Raw genomic sequence first — 17142 nt, forward strand, 5'->3', positions numbered from 1 at the left:
AACATGTGGGAGGGGGCTTGCTCCCGATGGCGGTGGGTCAGTTGAAGGTTTGCTGATTGACGCACTGCTATCGGGGGCAAGCCCCCTCCCACATTGGCTTGGTGTATTGGCAAACAGCGTTGTCAGGCCGACGGTTGGAAATACCCCGCCAACGCCCGCAAGTCCTGCACGCTGAGCAGTCCCGCGTAGTACTTCAACTGAATCCTGGCCAGCAAATACGCATGTCGAGCGTTCGCCAGGTCGCGGCGGGCGGTGAACAGTTGCTGTTCGGCGTCGAGCACGTCGAGGTTAACGCGCTCGCCTCCGCTGACGCTTTTCTTCGTCGCGGTGACCAGTGCCGTGGCGGAGCTAACGGCCATTTCATAAGCCCGCACTTTTGCCGCGCCGCTGGTATTGAGGTTGAACTGCTTGCGCAACTCCACCAGCGTGGCCGAGGTTTGCGCGTCCAGTTCGTACTGAGCCTGGCTCAATTGATTGCCCGCCTGACGAGTAGAAGCCGACACCGAACCGCCGGCAAACAATGGCAAGCTGACCTGAATGCCGACGCTGTTGGTGTCGTACTGCTGGTTGTAGCTGCTTTCCGAATCGGAACGGGTCTGGCGGCTGCTGGCATACAGGCTGACCTTGGGCATGTGCCCGGCGCGCTTGCGCTCCACTTCGTAGGACGCCACGTCCAACGCGTGATGCTGGGATTTAAGCTCCGGATTGTTGGCCATGGCCATTTCCCGCCAGGTCTCGAAACGGTTCGGCTCCAGGGGCGGGATATCGAATTGACGGGTCAGCGGCGCCAGTTCTTCGATCTGCAGCGGTTGGCCGACGATGGCTTCCAACTCTCGCAGGGCGCTGTCCTGGGCATCCAGGGATTCGATTTCTTCAGCCTGGGCGAGGCTCAGGCGCGCTTGGGTTTCCAGGACATCGGTACGTGTCCCCTCGCCACCTTTGAGCAGGCGATCATTGAGTTGCAGGCGTTCGGCAAATGCGCGTTTCTGCGCGCGGCTCAACTCGATGCGTTCCTGGGCCAGCAACGCCTGGCTGTAAGCGCTGAGTACCCGCACCGCAAGTTCCTGGCTTTTGCCGCGAAAGCGCTCATCGGCCATCAGCGCCTGGGCCGTGCCTTGGCGAAACCGCGCGTAGGCTTCGTAGTCCAGCAGTGGTTGCTGCAAGGTCAGGGTCGAGGCATAGCTGCGGTAATCGCGGTCGCTGGTGACATCACCTGCGGTCACCTGCGACTCGTTGCGCGAATTGTTGTAGCTCCACGACAGATTCGGCAGCAACGCCGCCCGACCTATCACGCGATTCTCTTCACCGGCCTCACGCGCCTGGATGGCGGCCTGAAAAGTCGGGTCATTGCGCAGCGCCAGGTCGTACGCATTCAACAACCCCAGGGCCTGCGCAGCCGGTGTAAAGCTCACGCACAAGGTAAACAGCAGCGCCTTCATTCTTCCACCAAGGCCATATGGGTGCGGTCCAGCAAAGGTTTGAACAGGTAGTTGAGCATCGACCGCTCACCGGTCTTTATGAACGTTTCCACCGGCATGCCGGGGCGGATCTGTGCGCCGGCGAGTTGCTGCATACCCGCCGTGCTGACTTGGGCACGCAACGTGTAATAAGGCTCGTCGGTGCGTTCATCGACCTGGCGGTCGGCGGATACCAATGTCACCTCACCCGCCACCCGCGGCGTGGTGGCCTGGTTGAAGGCCGAGAACAGCAGTTCCACCGGTAAACCGGGGTGCACTTTGTCGACCATCTGCACCGGCACCCGCGCTTCCACCAACAGCGGCTCGCCCTGGGGCACGATGTCCATCAGCGCCTGACCGGGCTTGATCACGCCGCCTTCGGTGTACACGTCCAACCCCACCACCACGCCGGACGCCGGGGCGCGGACCAGGCTGTTGGCCAGTTCGAACTCGGCCGACGCCAGGCGATTACGCAGGTCGTCGCTGCGGGTGCGGGTTTCGGCCAACTGGCTGCGCAGGTCTTTCTGGAAGTCTTCGCCGAGCTGGCGGATACGCAGGCGCAGCTCCAAAACCTGACGCTGCAACTGGCCGATGCGGCCATAGTCCTCGGCGATGGTGCCGTCGATCTGCGAGTAAAGGCGCTCGCTGTCGAGCAGGCGATTGCGCGGGATATAACCGTCCCGCGCCAGTTCGCGCAGGCCTTGCAGTTGCTCATTGAGCGCCGCCCGTTGCTGCAGTTTGCTCGCTTGGGAATCCCGCGTGCCGCGCAACTGCGCTTCGGCCCCGGCGATGGTTTCGCGCAGGCCTTGTTGCTCGGTGGCCAGCGACTGGGCGCGGCTGTTGAACAGTTGCCGTTGCAGATTCAGGGTGTTGGTCGCCTGCGGCTCATTCAGCAGTTCAGGGCCGAAGGTGATCGCAGGCAACCCTTCGCTTTCGGCATTCAACCGCGCCTCGGTGGCCAAGGACGCGAGGTACTGGCTGCGCAGCGACTGCATCTGCCCGCGCAACGGGGTTTCTTTCAAGCGCAGTAACACTTGGCCGGCGTTGACCACCTCACCGTCGCGCACTTCGATACGCTCGACGATGCCGCCGGTTGGGTGCTGAACGGTTTTTCGATGGCCCGAAACCATCACCTTGCCCGACACCGCGACGCCCTTGTCCAGGGGGGCCAGCGCAGCCCAGCCGATAAACCCGACAAATCCGCCAAGCACCAGCAGCCAGCCCAGGCGTGAATATTTTTTGTCATCCAGCGCCAGCACGTTATGGGATGCGTCGCTGACCAGCATCGGTTTGCTCATGCTCATGCCTGTTTTCCTTCGCCGAGGCGGTAACTCATGCTCATGGTCGACACTGGTTTGCTGACTGCCGGTTTCTGCCGCGCCTCCAACACCCGCGCCGTTGGACCGAAGGCCTGCAACTGGCCGTCCTTGAGGATCAGCAATTGGTCAGTGAGGCTCAGCACATTGGCTTTGTGGGTAATCAGGATCACGGTGCGACGCTGCTGCTTGAGCTGGGCGATGGCCTGGAGCAGGGCCTGCTCGCCCACTTCATCGAGGTTGGCGTTGGGTTCATCCAGCACGATCAGCGCGGGCAAACCGTACAGCGCACGCGCCAGGGCCACCCGTTGTTTCTGGCCGCCGGACAAGCCTGCGCCGCCCTCACCCAACTGCGTGTCATAGCCTTGGGGCAGTTGCAGGATCAGGTCGTGTACACCGGCCATCTGCGCGGCGGCGAGGACCTTGTCCGCATCCAGCTCGGTAAACCTCGCGATGTTGTCGGCGATGCTGCCGGCAAACAGTTGGATGTCCTGGGGCAGATAGCCGATGTGTGGGCCGAGTTGCTGCTTGTCCCATTGGGTCAGGTCGGCGCCGTCCAGGCGCACCTTGCCGGCCAGTGGAGCCCAGGCGCCCACCAGCACCCGCGCCAGGGTTGACTTGCCGCAGCCTGACGGCCCGATCACCCCCAGCACGTCACCCGCAGGCAGGTTGAAGCCCAGATTAGCCAACGCCGGCCGACGGCTGCCGGGGGCGCAGGCGCTGAGTTGCTCGACGCTCAATTGCCCCTTGGGCGCCGGCAGGCTCATGCGCGCCGGGCGCGCGGGGTTGTCCGCCAACATCTTCGATAGCCGATCAAAGGCCAGGCGCGCCGAGCCCCATTGCTTCCACACGCCGATCAGTTGGTCGATGGGGGTGAGCACCCGGCCCATCAGAATGGAACCGGCAATCATCATCCCCGGCGTGATGTCGCCCTGCACCGCCAGCAACGCGCCCAGGCCCAGCACCAGCGACTGCAACGCCAGGCGCACGCCCTTGGACCAGGCACTGACAGCGGCGGTCTTTTCACTCGCCAGGTTCTGCTGCGCGAGAAACGCCTGGTGCTGGTTGAACCAACGCCCGCGCAACGTGGCAAGCATGCCCATGGCTTCGATGGTGTCGGTATTGCGCAGGTTGGCGGTGGCTTGCTGGCTCGCGCTGATAGACAGTTGGCTGGCCTGGGCCATCGGCGCCTGGCTCACATGATGGTTGATCCACGCCAGCGCGATCAAAATCACCGCGCCGCCCAGCGCCAGCATTCCGAGCCAAGGATGGAAGAGGAAGATCACCAGTAGGTACACCGGAAACCACGGCGCATCAAAGAACGCGAACAACGCCTGTCCGGTAGCGAACTGGCGCAGCGTCGTCAGGTCATTCAGTGCCTGCCCCGCCGCCTGGGTGCCGCCCTTGAGTTGCGCCTCGAACGCGGCGTCGTACACCCGCTGGTTCAGGCGCATGTCCATCTGCGTGCCGAGGCGGATCACCACTTGGCTGCGCACCCACTCCAATGCGCCCATCAGGCCGAACAGGCCGAGGATCATCAGCGTCAGCATCAACAGGGTCATCTGATTGCCCGAAGCAAGCACTCGGTCGTACACCTGCAACATGTAAAGCGCCGGGGCCAGCATCAGCAGGTTGATCACCGCCGAGAACAGGCCGATGTTGAAGAAGCCACTTTTATAGGCCGTGAGGGCGGCCAGGGTTTCGTTGCCGGCGTGGCGCATCTGGAGGTTCTCGTGGGGTTAAGCGTGCAACGTCGCCGCGTTGACAGGCGATACGACGCTGCGCAGAATTTGGCACCGCCGTCGCCGGAAGAGTTAGAAGGCTTGGGCGACGGCGGTGTGTCATGCGGCGAATGGGAGAGCGATCTTCCATTCGCTTTTTTCATGCAGCGAAGGCGTTAGGCGGCGAGTGCCCAGTCCTGTGCCACGTCTTGCACACCCACCAGCGCAACGTCGGTGGTGGCCGAGGATGCGGCATGGCTGGCGACAGCGGCGCTGATCTCGTCGAAGGTGCTGTTGAGGTCTTCGCCGATTGCGCCCAGCAGGTCAGCGAGAACGGTTTCCAACGCGGACGTGTTGCCCTGCATCAGGCCGTAGATCACGCTCTGGACCTCGTTACCGACGCGACCGGCATCCGACGCTGCGCTCAGGTCGAGGCCGTTGAAGGCGACCTTGAAGTCGGTCAGGCTGAAGTCGCTGCCGCTACCGCCGCCCAGACCAGTGCCCAGTTGAACGTTATCCAGCTCACCCCACAGGAAGTGGTTTTGGTTGCTGCTCGCTGGCAGCAGTGGATTGAATACATAGTGCAGGCCATTGCTGGTGTCGCTGTCGGCAATGAAGGCGTAGTCGGAGCTGTTGGCGCCGTGGGTAGCGTACTGGTCACCGGCGAGTGAGCCGTTGCTGAAGCCACCGGTGTTGCTGTTGCCGTGACCGGCTGTGTTGAAGCCCAGGGCCCAAGCGCTCAGGTATTCCGAGACGGTTACATCACTCAGGATCGAATCGTAGCTAACAGAAATAGTCATCACTAAACCTCGTTAAACAACGCTATTGATGAGTACGCATAAGCGGCGCACTTTTTTACCCACTGTTGGGTAAAACCATTGATCACGTGCCGCTGCACGTAGATCAGAACTTGTATTCCAACATCCCGCTCAACGTCCGGCCGCGCGCCAGGCTCAAGTTGTTGGCGTCGCCCATGGCGACGAAATAGGCTTCATTGGTGGCGTTTTCCAATGCCAGCGAAATGTTCAGGTGGTCAGTCATCCAGTAACTGCCGTACAGGTCATACAGGGTGTATTGAGGCCAGAGCGCCTGGTCGATCAGGTCGTAACCCTGCTGATTGAGGTTTTCCCCATTTCCCGCGCTGTAGCGCACACGCACACCGGTATCCAGGCGCTTGTCCAGGAAGCGCGCACCCAGGGTCACGGAGCCACGGTCGGCGGGCATGTAGGTGGCGTTGCCCATGATCCGGCCACAGCTTTCCCGATTGTTGGCAACGTCATCGTCGAGTACTTCATAGCGGGTCACGAGGCGGATTCGTGAAACGCCGTTTGCATCCACATAGCGCTCGATACGCGTTGTGCTTGGGCCGTTTTTCTTCGCGCCGCCCATGTAATAGTTCTTCGAACAGAACTCGTTACTGCCGATCATGTGGGTGAAGCTCAGGTTGGCGTAGACGCGGCCCATGTCGTAGTTGAGCTGGTACTCAAGCCCACGGAAACGCGTGGGGTTGGTGTTGTTGACGTAGGCCATGGTCCCGAGAAAACCACCCGATGTGGTTTCCGGAAGGCTGACGCTGGTGTTGAGAAAGGAGAAGTTTTCGATCTTGGTATCAAAGTAGGCCACCTTGATGCCCAAGCGATCATCACCGAACAACAGCCCTTCCTTGAACACGTTCACGCCCACCTCCCAATCCTTCGACTCCTCGGGCTTGAGATAGGGGTTGGGGAACAGACGCTCACCCGAGCCGCCGCCATGGGGGCGGCCGGTCATGAAGGTTTCGGTCACTGCCGGCGGGCGCCAGCCTTTGCCCCAGCGCGTATAAAGCTGCAGCCAGTCCAGGCCAGGTTTGACGGCGATGCCGAAGGTGGGGGAGAACTGCCCCTCCTCGCGATCGACATCGTAGACTTCCACGACCCGCTTGGCCCCCACCAGGCTGCTGTAGAAGCGATCACGGCGGTACAGCGTCATGCCTGTTTCGCCTTCGAGCCGATAACGGTCGTAACGCAAACCGCCATCCAGGGTCAGCCAATCGCCATACTCGTATTGCAGGTTATTAAACAGGCTCGCGATGGTGCGTTTGCCGCCCGGCGTTCCACCCTCGGCGTAGGGCAGCAAAGCGAGGTCGTTGGTGGCTTCGACCTTGTTGGTGCGTGGCTTGAACTCGTCCTGGTACAGCTCCCCACCGTAGTTCCAGCTCACATGGCCCAACTGACCGAAATCAAAGCGCGAGGTGTTGTCGCCTTGTAGTCCCCAGGTGTCCGTCTGGAAGTGGTCAGTGTAGGTCCCCACGTAGTTTCCGGTGCCTACCGTCGCGCCGTTCGGCGCATTGGTGCGATCAAGCTGGGTGGTGACGTAGTACGCCTTGGCCTTCAGATCGATCAGTGGGTTATCCGGGGTATAGCTGTAGTCCAACGCAAAATTCTTGGCGTTGAGGTTGTTTTTGCTGACTCGTTGGTAAAACACACTCTGGTTATCGTCGCTGGTGTAAGCCCAGGCATCGTTGCTGTCGCTGTCACTTTCCAGGTAGCTCAGTTGCACGCGCTGGTCATTGGGCAAGTTAAGGCCCAGCTTGACGATCTGTGATCGGGTCACGCTGCCCATGTCACCGACTTCGCTGTTCAACCAATCATCGAACGCACCCGGCATGGCCTTGCGGGCGCGCAGGTTGGTGCCCAATTTCTGGTCATTGTGGTTACCCGAGCGGTAATCGCCGAAATGCCGTTCGCTGTACCCCACCAACACATCGCCGCGCTCATCACCAAAGGCAAACACACCGCTGCCATTAAAATTGGTGCCATTGCCCAGCTCACCAATGCCGTGGCCAGCGCGGATGCGTCCGCCGTATTCCTTGCCGTCTTTCAAGAACTCACTGGCATCCAACGTCTTGAACGAGGCAATCCCGCCCAACACTGCTGCGCCGCCCTGCCCCGACTGGCTACCCTTGTCGATCTCGATACTGGAGATGAACTCCGGGTCGATCAGCAGGGTGCCGTTGCGTTGTTGGTGGCCGTTGACGTTGAAGTTCTGGCGCATGCCGTCGATGTTCATGTTCACGCGGCCGTAGTCTTGCACCCCTCGAATGTTCACCGACAAACCAGGATCGCGCTGGTTGACGGCGGTGTAGACGCCTGCGGTTTCTTCGAGCATGTCGGCGGCGTGACGGGGCGGGCGTTTATCGATCATGTCACGGCTGATCACCGCCACGGACTTTGGGGTCTGGTACACCCAATCACTGGCCTGGCCATTGGTGTTGGCGGTGATGGTGGTGGTGCCTACGGTCATGGCGCCCGCGTGATCATCGCTGACGCGGTTGAGGGTCACTTGGCGTTCACTGGTGAAGCGATACTCCACCGGCGCAGCGCCGAGCAAACGGCCCAGGCCTTCCTGCACGCTGAAGCTGCCTTTGAGCGCGGTGCTGTTCAAGCCTTGCAGGCGCTGACTGTCAAACAACACTTGCAAACCGGCTTGGTCGGCGAACGCCAACACGGCACTGCCCAAGGATTGCGCAGGGATATCGAACGTCAGCACGACGGGCTGGGCCGCTCCCGCTTGAGGCTGCGCCGCGTACACGGGAGCCGCTGCGGCGAACAGGCCCAAGTGAATGGCCAAGGCTAACCGGCTACCGGTGATACGCCCCTTGGTGAGTGCTGACATTTCTGGTTTTCCCTGCGCTGATCGTATTTTTGTTTATGCGAATGCTTCTCACCTAGCAAGACGTACGAGGCGCAGGAAGTCAGTAAGACTTTTTAAAAGTTTTTCGTGCGGGGGGTTTTAAGCGGGCGGGAGCAGACCTCCCGCCAGGTCATTAATAGATCAGGCTGAGGCCTGCCAAGTCCAAGCGTTGCACCTGGAGTTCCTGAGTCAGGGTGCCGAGGGCCGTGTCGAGCATGTCTAGGCGGAACACGCCGCTGACTTCACGTTCACCCAGGTCGGAATGGGTCAACACCACCTGACCGGGACGGTAGCGGTTGAGCTGCTCAATCACTTTGGCCAAGGGCTGACGATCAAAAATCAACACGCCACGCCGCCAACTGGTGGCACGCTCTACATCAAACTGATCCAAGGGCTCGATGCCCTGCGCGGGGCTGTAGCGGGCGGCCTGGCCTTCCTTGAGCACGTGGTCGCTCGGGCCTTTTTTCGGTGTAGCGTGCAGGGAGACTTCGACGCTGTGCTGCAACACGCCGACCCAGCCCTGGCGGTCGTCCTCACGCTGCACCACAAACCGCGTGCCCAGCGCCCGCGTCTGCCCGCCGGCGCTCTGCACCACGAATGGACGGGTTTCCTTACCCACCATCGGCGCCACGTCAAAAATCGCCGAGCCCTGGATCAGGCTGATGCGCCGTTGCACGCCGTCGTAGTCCAGCCGGATGGCGCTGGCGGAATCCAGTTCTACCGTGCTGCCATCGGCCAAGTGCACGGTGCGCACTTCGCCCTTCTGGGTCACGTAATCGGCCTGCATGCGCAGCCAGGCCTCCGGCCCGCGCACCCAACCCACGCCGGCGACCACCACCACCAGCGCCACCGCCGCCGCACGTTGCCACGGCCTGCGTCGCGGGGTTCGGCGCAGCGGCAGCGTCGCCGCCGCCGGACGCTGACGGTGCACTGGCTCGTCCTTATGCACCTCGCCCAACGCTGCCCAGGTCTGCTCGGCAAAGCGCAGCGCCGCTTCATGGCGGCTGTCGCAGGCAATCCATTGGCGCAGCTCGGCCTGCTCCTGGTCGGTCAGGGCAGCGGCGTGCAGGCGCACCGCCCAATCGGCGGCGGCCTCGGTAATGCTGTGCTGTTGCGGACCCTGGCTATTCACGTGTGAATCTCGAATTTTTTCGTTATGTAACGCTGTGACGTCTGAGCGGAGGTTTTTCCGTAACTCACTCGTCGGATGGCGCCACCTGACCGTCCTGCAAGCGCTGCATGACATACGCCAACGCCTTGGCCAGGTGCTTTTGTACGGAGCTGTCTGATATATCCAAGTGCCGCGCAACCTGGGCATAAGTCATGCCCTCTATCCGATTCAGACGGAAGATCTGCTGGGTTCGTTCCGGCAACTCCGCCAATGCCTGCTTCAATGCCTGCCGCTGTTGCTGCGCCATTGCCTGAGCCTCCAACCCGGCCACTTCATCTTCAATCTCGGCCAGCGCCTCATTAGGCACGGAATCGGTCTTGCGCCGTGCTTCCTGGCGGATATGGTCGATCAGCAGATTGCTCGCCGTTCGATAGAGATAGCCCTGGGAATTGTCGATGCGCTCGCCGGGTGGTTTTTCCGCCAGGCGCAGGAAGCTCTCCTGAACCAGGTCGGCCGCCAACTGCGGGTCCCGTACCTTGCGAGCCAGATACCCGCGCAGGGTATCGGCGTGCTTGAGAAACAGGCCCTTGAGATCCACGTCCGACAAACCGACTCCCTGGAATGAAAAGGAAACAGGCGGGCATATTAAGCGTTATCGAGAATGATTTTCAATTGATATCTAATCCGATTCAGCTAGGGGCACACCTGATTAAAAGTTCGGTAATCGAACACATCCGCCGCCATCAATTGACCAAATTAACTAACCAGTACATTTTATCTGCACAACGAACAAGAACTGTGGAGATACCCCCCAATGCCGCCTATCGTGCTGGTGCTCAACGGCCCCAACCTCAACCTGCTCGGCACCCGCGAGCCCGCCACCTACGGCCATGAAACCCTGGCCGACGTCGCCGCCCTGTGCGGGCGCAGTGCCGATAAGCTCGGGCTGAAAATCGAATTTCGCCAGACCAATCACGAAGGCGAACTGCTGGAATGGATCCACGGCGCCCGTGGCCGTTGCGCCGGTATCGTGATCAATCCTGCGGCCTGGACGCACACCTCGGTGGCGATTCGTGACGCTCTGGTGGCCAGTGAAGTGCCGGTGATCGAAGTGCATTTATCCAACGTGCATGCCCGCGAAGCATTTCGTCATCACTCCTTTGTGTCGCCCATCGCCAAAGCGGTGCTCGCCGGTTTTGGCAGCCACGGCTACCACCTGGCCCTGGAACACTTCAGCCAATTGCTGAAGGGATCGGCTCAATGAAACAGCGCATCCTCGCCGGCCTGATCGGCGCCGGTATCCAGGCTTCCCGTACCCCCGCTCTGCATGAACAGGAAGGCGACGCCCAAGGTTTGCGTTACCTGTATCGCCTGATTGATCTGGAGCCGCTGCACCTGGACACCAACGCCCTGCCCGACCTCCTGCGTGCAGCCGAGCAGATGCACTTCACCGGACTGAACATTACCTACCCGTGCAAACAGGCCATCCTCCCGCTGCTCGATGAACTGTCGAATGAAGCACGGGGTATCGGCGCGGTGAATACGGTGGTGTTCAAAGACGGCAAACGCATCGGCCACAACACCGACTGCCTGGGGTTCGCCGAAGGTTTCCGGCGCAACCTTAATGATGTGCCACGTCAGCGCGTGGTGCAGATGGGCGCCGGTGGTGCGGGCGCGGCGGTGGCCCATGCGCTGTTGGCTGAGGGTGTGGAGCATTTGAGCATTTTCGACGTGGACGCCAGCCGCGCCCGCGACCTTGTGGATAACCTCGCCCAGCGCTTCGGCAGCGGTCGTGCGCAAGTGGGTCTTGATTTAGACAACGCGATGGCCGAGGCCGATGGTCTGGTCAACACCACGCCAATGGGCATGGCCAAACTGCCGGGTATGCCGGTGCCGGCGACTCTGTTGCGGGCGCAATTGTGGGTCGCGGAAATCGTGTATTTCCCGCTGGAAACCGAACTGCTGCGCAACGCCCGCGCCTTGGGTTGCCGCACGCTGGATGGCGGCAATATGGCGGTGTTTCAGGCGGTAAAGGCGTTTGAGTTGTTCAGTGGTCAAGTGGCGGATGCGCAGCGGATGTTGGCGCACTTCAAGAGTATGAATGCCTGAAATGTGGAGGGGGCAAGCCCCCTCCCACATTGGGTTAGGCGCTGTATTCAGGCCTGCAGGTAACGCAACACCGACTCGCAGATCATCTCGCGATGCCGCTGTTTAACCACTTCATCCGACAGCTCGATCTGAAAAAGCTCACTGAACGTATGGCGGTTGGACACGCGGTAAAAGCTGAATGAGTTGATCAGCAAGTGCACATCCAGCGGCTCCAGCCCTTCACGGAACACCCCCATCTCGGCGCCTCGGCGCAATGTCGCGCCCAGCCCTTCAAGGATCTTGCTGTTCATCGCCTTGATCGTGTCGGTGCGTTTCACGTACTCGGCATTGTGGATATTTTCGATGCTGACGATCCGCACAAAATCCACGTTCTGATCGTGGTGATCAAAGGTGAATTCCACCAGCCGCCGAATCGCCTCACGCGGCTCCAGCGCCGTAAGGTTCATGCGTGCTTCGGTGTTGCGGATATCGCCGTAGAGCTTTTCCAAAACCTCAACGTACAACTGCTCTTTACTGCCGAAGTAGTAATAGATCATGCGTTTGGAGGTGTGGATGCGCTCGGCAATGGCGTCCACGCGAGCGCCGGACAGGCCCTGTTGGACAAACTCCACAATGGCTTCCTGGAGGATGTTCTCGCGGGTCTTTTCCGGATTGTTCTTACGACTCTTGCGCGGTGCGTCTGGCACCTCGGGGAGTTCGGGACTTGAGGTCATGGTGCGCTCACGGCCATTTTTATTTTGCAGGCCGCGATTATGGGGCCCGGTGCTCCCCGAAGGAAGCACCCGACACCCTCTTATAAACGTGCCTGACGCACTGCACCGCTGCGGGATTTGGCCATCGCCGCCAGACGCACCGCCACGTTGGCCGCGCCGTAGCCGGCGTAACCGTTCTTGCGCTGGATGATCTCGAAGAAGAACCGCCCTTCAAACGGTTCGGTGTACACATGAAACAACTCACCGCCCTGGGCGTCGCGGTCGTACAACACGTTGTAGTACGCCAACTCGCTGAGGAACTCATCGTCAAAATCAAAGCGTGCAGCCAGGTCGTCGTAATAGTTGAGCGGGATATCCAACAGCGGCACGCCGGCCTCCTTCGCGCGGCGCACCTCGGCGAAAATGTCCGCGCAATCGAAAGCAATGTGGTGCACGCCCGAACCGCGATAGCTCGATAGCGCGTGGGAAATGGCAGTGTTGCGGTTTTCGGAGATGTTCAGCGGCAGGCGAATCGAGCTGCAACGGCTGCGCAATGCGCGGCTTTTCACCAGGCCGTAGGGGTCGGGCAACACCACTTCGTCATCAGCTTCAAAGTCCAGCAAGCTCTTATAGAACAGCACCCAACTGTCGAGGCTGTCGGCCGGCAAGGCCATGGCCATATGGTCGATACGCAGCAAACCACCGGCGTCGGTCGCAGCGGATTGCAGATTGAAATCGGTGTCGTACAAACCACCCTCGCTCTGGTCCACCAGGTAAATCAAGCTGCCGTCCGGCGCGCGCACGGCCGCCAACTCCAGCTCGTTAGGCCCGACCAGTCCGCGATAGGGTTGGCCTTTATAGGCGACCGCTCGCTCCAGAGCCTTGGCGCTGTCCTTGACCCGGATCGCCGTGGCGCACAACGACGGTCCATGGGCTTCGAAAAAGTTATGGGCGAAGGAATAGGGTTCGCAGTTGAGGATCAGGTTGATATCGCCCTGGCGCAGCAGGCTCACGCTCTTGGAGCGGTGCTGCCCGGCCTTGACGAAACCCAGGCGTTCCAGCCAGTTCGTCAGCTTGGCACCGAGGTTTTCATCGACCGCAAACTCAAGGAATTCAATGCCGTCGTATTCGCTGGCCGCCGGGGTTTCAAACAGGATATCGACCGGCGTGGCAGGCGCCTCCTCGGCCAGGCGCTGGCGGGTTTTCTCCTCCAGGTACAGCAGAGAACGCAGGCCATCGGCGGCATTGGCCCGAGTCGGCGCCGCACGGAAACCATCGTTGAAAATTTCCAGGGACAACGGCCCGGTGTAGCCGCTCTTGATGATCGGCGCCAAAAAGCCCGCCAGATCGAATTCGCCCTGACCGGGGAAGCAGCGGAAATGGCGGCTCCACTCCAGCACATCCATGGCCAGGATCGGCGCGTCGGCCATTTGCACAAAGAAGATCTTGTCGCCTGGGATCTCGGCGATGGCAGTTGGGTCGCCCTTGAGCGACAGGGTATGGAAGCTGTCGAGCAGCACGCCGAGGCTTGGGTGATCAACCTGACGCACCAGATTCCACACCTGTTGCCAGGTGTTCACGTGCTTGCCCCAGGCCAGCGCTTCATAACCGATGCGCAAGCCGCGGCGCCCGGCATGTTCGGCCAGCAGGCTCAAGTCATCGAGGAGAATACGTTCATCGCCGACGCAATCGGCCGAGGCGTTGCTGCACACCAGCACCAGGTCCGTGCCCAGTTCCTGCATCAGGTCGAATTTGCGCTCGGCCCGTTCCAGGTTGCGCGCCAGACGGTCGCGTCGGCAGCCTTCAAAGTCGCGAAATGGCTGGAACAAGGTAATGGCGATGCCGAGGTCGGCGCACATCTGCCTAACTTCCCGTGGGCTGCCGTCGTAATACAACAGGTCGTTCTCGAAGATCTCAACCCCGTCAAACCCGGCGGCGGCGATGGCTTCAAGCTTTTCCGGCAGGGTGCCGCTCAAGGAAACAGTGGCAATGGAACGTTGCATAGCGCGACTCCCGGCATTTAAGGCTCGTCTTATTTACGGCAAATTATTGGCCGCTAAACTACTCACAGCAATTAAAATGTACGAACCGGTTAGTTTTTGGTGCGATTATCGAACACTAAGCCTCTTTGGCGAATTGACGATTTTTTAGCCGCTGCGCACCATCGATCCCGCACCAACGTTTAGAAAAGACCCAGAACACACCATAAAAATTTCAAAAAACGGGTACAACCACATGCCTTCGCAAAACTCCGCCCTGGCTTCGCGCCCCGGCACCCCGCACGCCGGCATCGGCGACAAGATCCGCGGCGCCATGGCCGTCGGTAAAACTCGCTGGGGCATGTTGGCCCTGGTGTTCTTCGCCACCACCCTCAACTACATCGACCGCGCTGCCTTGGGCGTGATGCAACCGATCCTCGCCAAAGAGATGAGCTGGACGGCGATGGACTACGCCAACATCAACTTCTGGTTCCAGGTGGGCTACGCGATTGGCTTTGTGCTGCAAGGCCGATTGATCGACAAGGTCGGCGTGAAACGCGTGTTCTTCTGCGCGGTGCTGCTGTGGAGCCTGGCCACCGGCGCCCACGGCCTGGCCACTTCGGCCGTCGGCTTTATGGTCTGTCGCTTTATCCTTGGGCTGACCGAAGCCGCCAACTACCCGGCCTGCGTCAAGACCACGCGCCTGTGGTTCCCCGCCGGTGAGCGCGCCGTGGCAACCGGGATTTTCAACGCCGGTACCAACGTTGGCGCGATGATGACGCCAATGCTGCTGCCGCTGATCCTGCATGTGTGGGGCTGGCAGGCTGCCTTCCTGTGCATGGCATCGCTGGGCGCGATCTGGCTGGTGTTCTGGGGGTTGAAGTACTACAACCCGGAAGATCATCCGAACGTTAAACAATCAGAATTGGATTACGTGCAACGGGAAGTCGAGCCGGAACAGCCTGGCGTGCCGTTCAGCCGTATCCTGCGTATGCGCGGCACTTGGGCCTTTGCGATTGCCTACGCACTGACCGCGCCGGTGTTCTGGTTTTACCTGTATTGGCTGCCGCCGTTCCTGAACCAGCAATACAACCTGGGCATCAACGTGACCCAGATGGGCATCCCATTGATCATCATCTACCTGACCGCCGACTTCGGCAGCGTGGGTGGGGGCATCCTGTCGTCATTCCTGATCGGCCGTGGGATGAACTCGATCAAGGCGCGGCTGTTGTCGATGCTGCTGTTTGCCTGCTGCATCGTAGGCGTGATCATGGCGGCCGGTTCCAGCCAACTGTGGGTCGCGGTATTTGCCATCTCCCTGGCCATCGGCGCGCATCAGGCCTGGACTGCCAACATCTGGAGCCTGGTGATGGACTACACGCCCAAGCACATGATGAGCACCGTGTTCGGCTTCGGCGGCATGTGCGCAGCCATCGGCGGCATGTTCATGACCCAGATCGTCGGCCATATCCTCACCGTGACCAACAACAACTACACCGTGTTGTTCACCCTGATCCCGGCGATGTACTTCATAGCGCTGACGTGGATGTACTTCATGGCGCCGCGCAAGATTCCTACCGTCGACGCCTGATTTACCGACGCCGCTGCTGCCAGGCAGCGGCCAACCCGCTCATGCAGATCACCCCGATACCCACCACCGTGGTCATATCGGGGGTATGGCTGAACACCAGCCAACCCAACAACCCCGCGAACACAATCTGGCAATAGCCGAACGGCGCCAGCAAGGCCGGCGCCGCAAAGCGGAACGCCTGGGTCAGCATCAAGTGCGCGGTCATCCCGCACGTGCCCAGCGCCAGCATCATCACCCCATGCCACAGCGTGGGGATCTGCCAGAAGAACGGCACCATCGCGCTCATCACCAGGGTATTGCACAACCCGGCGAAGAAATTGCTGGTGGTTGGCGTGTCGTACTGGCTGAGGATGCGTGTGAGCAACTGGTAGAAGCAGAAGAACAGCGCCGAGCACAGCGGCAGCAACACCGCCGGGGTGAAGAGTTCACCGCCGGGATGGATGATCACCAGCACGCCGACAAACCCGCAGATCACCGCCAGCCATTGGCCACGCGTGACGTGCTCACCCAGCAGCGGCACCGACAGCGCGGTCACCAGGATCGGCGCCAGGAAGTTCACCGCCGTGGCCTCCGCCAGCGGGATGTAATGCAGGGCCGAGGTAAAAAACAGGCTGGTGCCCAACAGGCACAACGCCCGCACCACCTGCATACCTGGCCGTTTGCTGCGCAGCACGCGCAAGCCTGATTGCGGCAGGAAAATACCGGCCATCAACAAGGTGTGCACCAGGTAGCGCGCCCATACCACCATCACAATCGGGTAAAAACCGGCCAAGTATTTGGACAAGGCGTCGTGGCTGGAGAACAGGAACGTCGCCGCCACAATCAGCAAAATGCCTTTGAAGGGATGGTTGACGCCGGACAACGGGGTACTAAGGGTCATTGAATTCTCTTGCGTGGCGAGCGGAACGCTGAGCGCTGAACGAAGAAGCACTCAACCCGGTAATCTAGCAGCCGGGCCGAAGTCTGCCCAAAGAGCATAACCAAACACCGGGCGAACAGCGCACTAAATCACTGGAACCGAGTCCAACCCTGCACGTTCGCCCCCGTGCTGCACACTTTTTAACCAAGGCCTGCTGCTATGAAAAAAACCCTCTTTGTTCTGTCTACCCTTGCCCTGCTCAGCGCCTGCAACCAGGAGGCCAAGGAAACGCCCAAACCCGCGCCCGCCTCTGTGCAGGCCACCCTGGTGCCCGAGACCCCACCCACCGATAAATGGGTCGGCAAGTGGATCGGCGTCGAAGGCCTGAACCTGACTATCGCCAAGGACGACACCATCGGCCGTGGCCACTACGTTCTCACCATGCAATACGGCCTTGATGCGGACGATTCCGGCACCTTCAAGGGCGAAGCAGCTGAAGACGGTATCGCCTTCACCCGCCCGGACGGCCCGCAATTGCTGCGTGCCGGCGACGGCGAAGCCACTGGGCTGAAATGGCTGGCCGATAAAAAAGACTGCCTGATCGTCGCCACCGGAGAAGGGTATTGCCGCTAATA

The 17142-nt window shown here is 60.7% G+C and carries 14 protein-coding genes; 4 read left to right on the forward strand and 10 right to left on the reverse strand.

Annotation, left to right across the window (positions count from 1 at the left end; all coding sequences use genetic code 11):
* Positions 1 to 122: 122 nt before the first annotated feature.
* From LRO94_RS24825 to LRO94_RS24855, 7 genes are all read right to left on the reverse strand, one after another.
* Positions 123 to 1439, reverse strand: coding sequence for a TolC family outer membrane protein (locus LRO94_RS24825; protein WP_179179847.1), 1317 nt, complete (start codon positions 1437 to 1439; stop codon positions 123 to 125).
* A complete protein-coding gene (locus tag LRO94_RS24830; RefSeq protein WP_407692691.1) occupies positions 1436 to 2761 on the reverse strand; it encodes an HlyD family type I secretion periplasmic adaptor subunit in 1326 nt (441 codons plus the stop codon). The genes LRO94_RS24825 and LRO94_RS24830 overlap by 4 nt, the downstream gene beginning before the upstream one ends.
* On the reverse strand, positions 2758 to 4494 hold the full coding sequence (locus LRO94_RS24835; RefSeq protein WP_179179846.1) for a type I secretion system permease/ATPase: 1737 nt from the start codon (positions 4492 to 4494) through the stop codon (positions 2758 to 2760). Before LRO94_RS24835 ends, LRO94_RS24830 begins: the two co-directional genes overlap by 4 nt.
* A 176-nt stretch (positions 4495 to 4670) precedes the next feature.
* The gene (locus tag LRO94_RS24840; protein WP_032884649.1) at positions 4671 to 5294 is read right to left on the reverse strand and encodes a heme acquisition protein HasA; all 624 of its coding nucleotides are present in this window, start codon (positions 5292 to 5294) and stop codon (positions 4671 to 4673) included.
* Positions 5295 to 5397: 103 nt separating this feature from the next.
* Complete coding sequence (locus LRO94_RS24845; RefSeq protein ID WP_179179845.1) at positions 5398 to 8148, reverse strand: TonB-dependent receptor; 2751 nt, start codon at positions 8146 to 8148, stop codon at positions 5398 to 5400.
* A 151-nt stretch (positions 8149 to 8299) separates the two neighbouring features.
* Positions 8300 to 9298 (reverse strand): FecR family protein, encoded by a 999-nt coding sequence (locus tag LRO94_RS24850; protein ID WP_122752973.1) that lies wholly within the window; start codon positions 9296 to 9298, stop codon positions 8300 to 8302.
* 64 nt (positions 9299 to 9362) lie between these two features.
* Entirely contained in the window at positions 9363 to 9884 is a 522-nt protein-coding gene (locus LRO94_RS24855) for an RNA polymerase sigma factor (protein ID WP_032884646.1), read from the reverse strand.
* 207 nt (positions 9885 to 10091) lie between these two features.
* Between LRO94_RS24855 and aroQ the strand changes: the two genes are divergently transcribed.
* Together aroQ and LRO94_RS24865 are read left to right on the forward strand one after the other, a co-directional pair.
* Positions 10092 to 10541 carry a type II 3-dehydroquinate dehydratase gene (gene aroQ, locus LRO94_RS24860; protein WP_179179844.1) on the forward strand — a complete coding sequence of 150 codons (450 nt, stop codon included), beginning with the start codon at positions 10092 to 10094 and terminating at the stop codon, positions 10539 to 10541.
* Positions 10538 to 11386: a shikimate dehydrogenase gene (locus LRO94_RS24865; RefSeq protein WP_179179843.1), complete on the forward strand. Its 849-nt coding sequence runs from the start codon at positions 10538 to 10540 to the stop codon at positions 11384 to 11386. The genes aroQ and LRO94_RS24865 overlap by 4 nt, the downstream gene beginning before the upstream one ends.
* Before the next feature lie 47 nt (positions 11387 to 11433).
* On the opposite strand, the gene LRO94_RS24870 is transcribed toward LRO94_RS24865, so the two are convergent.
* Positions 11434 to 12099 carry a TetR/AcrR family transcriptional regulator gene (locus LRO94_RS24870; protein ID WP_032884643.1) on the reverse strand — a complete coding sequence of 222 codons (666 nt, stop codon included), beginning with the start codon at positions 12097 to 12099 and terminating at the stop codon, positions 11434 to 11436.
* Between the two features lie 80 nt (positions 12100 to 12179).
* Entirely contained in the window at positions 12180 to 14081 is a 1902-nt protein-coding gene (quiC, locus tag LRO94_RS24875; RefSeq protein ID WP_099603255.1) for a 3-dehydroshikimate dehydratase QuiC, read from the reverse strand.
* A gap of 232 nt (positions 14082 to 14313) precedes the next feature.
* On the opposite strand from quiC, the gene LRO94_RS24880 reads away from it, so the two are divergent.
* A complete protein-coding gene (locus LRO94_RS24880) occupies positions 14314 to 15648 on the forward strand; it encodes an MFS transporter (protein ID WP_032884641.1) in 1335 nt (444 codons plus the stop codon).
* 1 nt (position 15649) lies between these two features.
* Here the strand turns inward: LRO94_RS24880 and LRO94_RS24885 are convergent, their stop codons facing one another.
* On the reverse strand, positions 15650 to 16528 hold the full coding sequence (locus LRO94_RS24885) for a DMT family transporter (protein ID WP_099603256.1): 879 nt from the start codon (positions 16526 to 16528) through the stop codon (positions 15650 to 15652).
* A 198-nt stretch (positions 16529 to 16726) separates the two neighbouring features.
* Here LRO94_RS24885 and LRO94_RS24890 point away from each other — a divergent pair, with 198 nt between their 5' ends.
* Positions 16727 to 17140 (forward strand): membrane lipoprotein lipid attachment site-containing protein, encoded by a 414-nt coding sequence (locus LRO94_RS24890; protein WP_095186226.1) that lies wholly within the window; start codon positions 16727 to 16729, stop codon positions 17138 to 17140.
* Positions 17141 to 17142: the final 2 nt, after the last annotated feature.

The organism is Pseudomonas sivasensis, assembly GCF_021391435.1.
Lineage (GTDB): Bacteria > Pseudomonadota > Gammaproteobacteria > Pseudomonadales > Pseudomonadaceae > Aquipseudomonas > Aquipseudomonas sivasensis.

Coding starts and splice junctions, on each gene's coding strand:
- aroQ (WP_179179844.1), top strand. CDS start 10,092: ATGCCGCCTATCGTGCTGGTGCTCAACGGCCCCAACCTCAACCTGCTC.
- LRO94_RS24870 (WP_032884643.1), bottom strand. CDS start 12,099: ATGACCTCAAGTCCCGAACTCCCCGAGGTGCCAGACGCACCGCGCAAG.
- LRO94_RS24825 (WP_179179847.1), bottom strand. CDS start 1,439: ATGAAGGCGCTGCTGTTTACCTTGTGCGTGAGCTTTACACCGGCTGCG.
- LRO94_RS24840 (WP_032884649.1), bottom strand. CDS start 5,294: ATGACTATTTCTGTTAGCTACGATTCGATCCTGAGTGATGTAACCGTC.
- LRO94_RS24890 (WP_095186226.1), top strand. CDS start 16,727: ATGAAAAAAACCCTCTTTGTTCTGTCTACCCTTGCCCTGCTCAGCGCC.
- LRO94_RS24885 (WP_099603256.1), bottom strand. CDS start 16,528: ATGACCCTTAGTACCCCGTTGTCCGGCGTCAACCATCCCTTCAAAGGC.
- LRO94_RS24845 (WP_179179845.1), bottom strand. CDS start 8,148: ATGTCAGCACTCACCAAGGGGCGTATCACCGGTAGCCGGTTAGCCTTG.
- LRO94_RS24830 (WP_407692691.1), bottom strand. CDS start 2,761: ATGAGCATGAGCAAACCGATGCTGGTCAGCGACGCATCCCATAACGTG.
- LRO94_RS24880 (WP_032884641.1), top strand. CDS start 14,314: ATGCCTTCGCAAAACTCCGCCCTGGCTTCGCGCCCCGGCACCCCGCAC.
- LRO94_RS24835 (WP_179179846.1), bottom strand. CDS start 4,494: ATGCGCCACGCCGGCAACGAAACCCTGGCCGCCCTCACGGCCTATAAA.
- quiC (WP_099603255.1), bottom strand. CDS start 14,081: ATGCAACGTTCCATTGCCACTGTTTCCTTGAGCGGCACCCTGCCGGAA.
- LRO94_RS24865 (WP_179179843.1), top strand. CDS start 10,538: ATGAAACAGCGCATCCTCGCCGGCCTGATCGGCGCCGGTATCCAGGCT.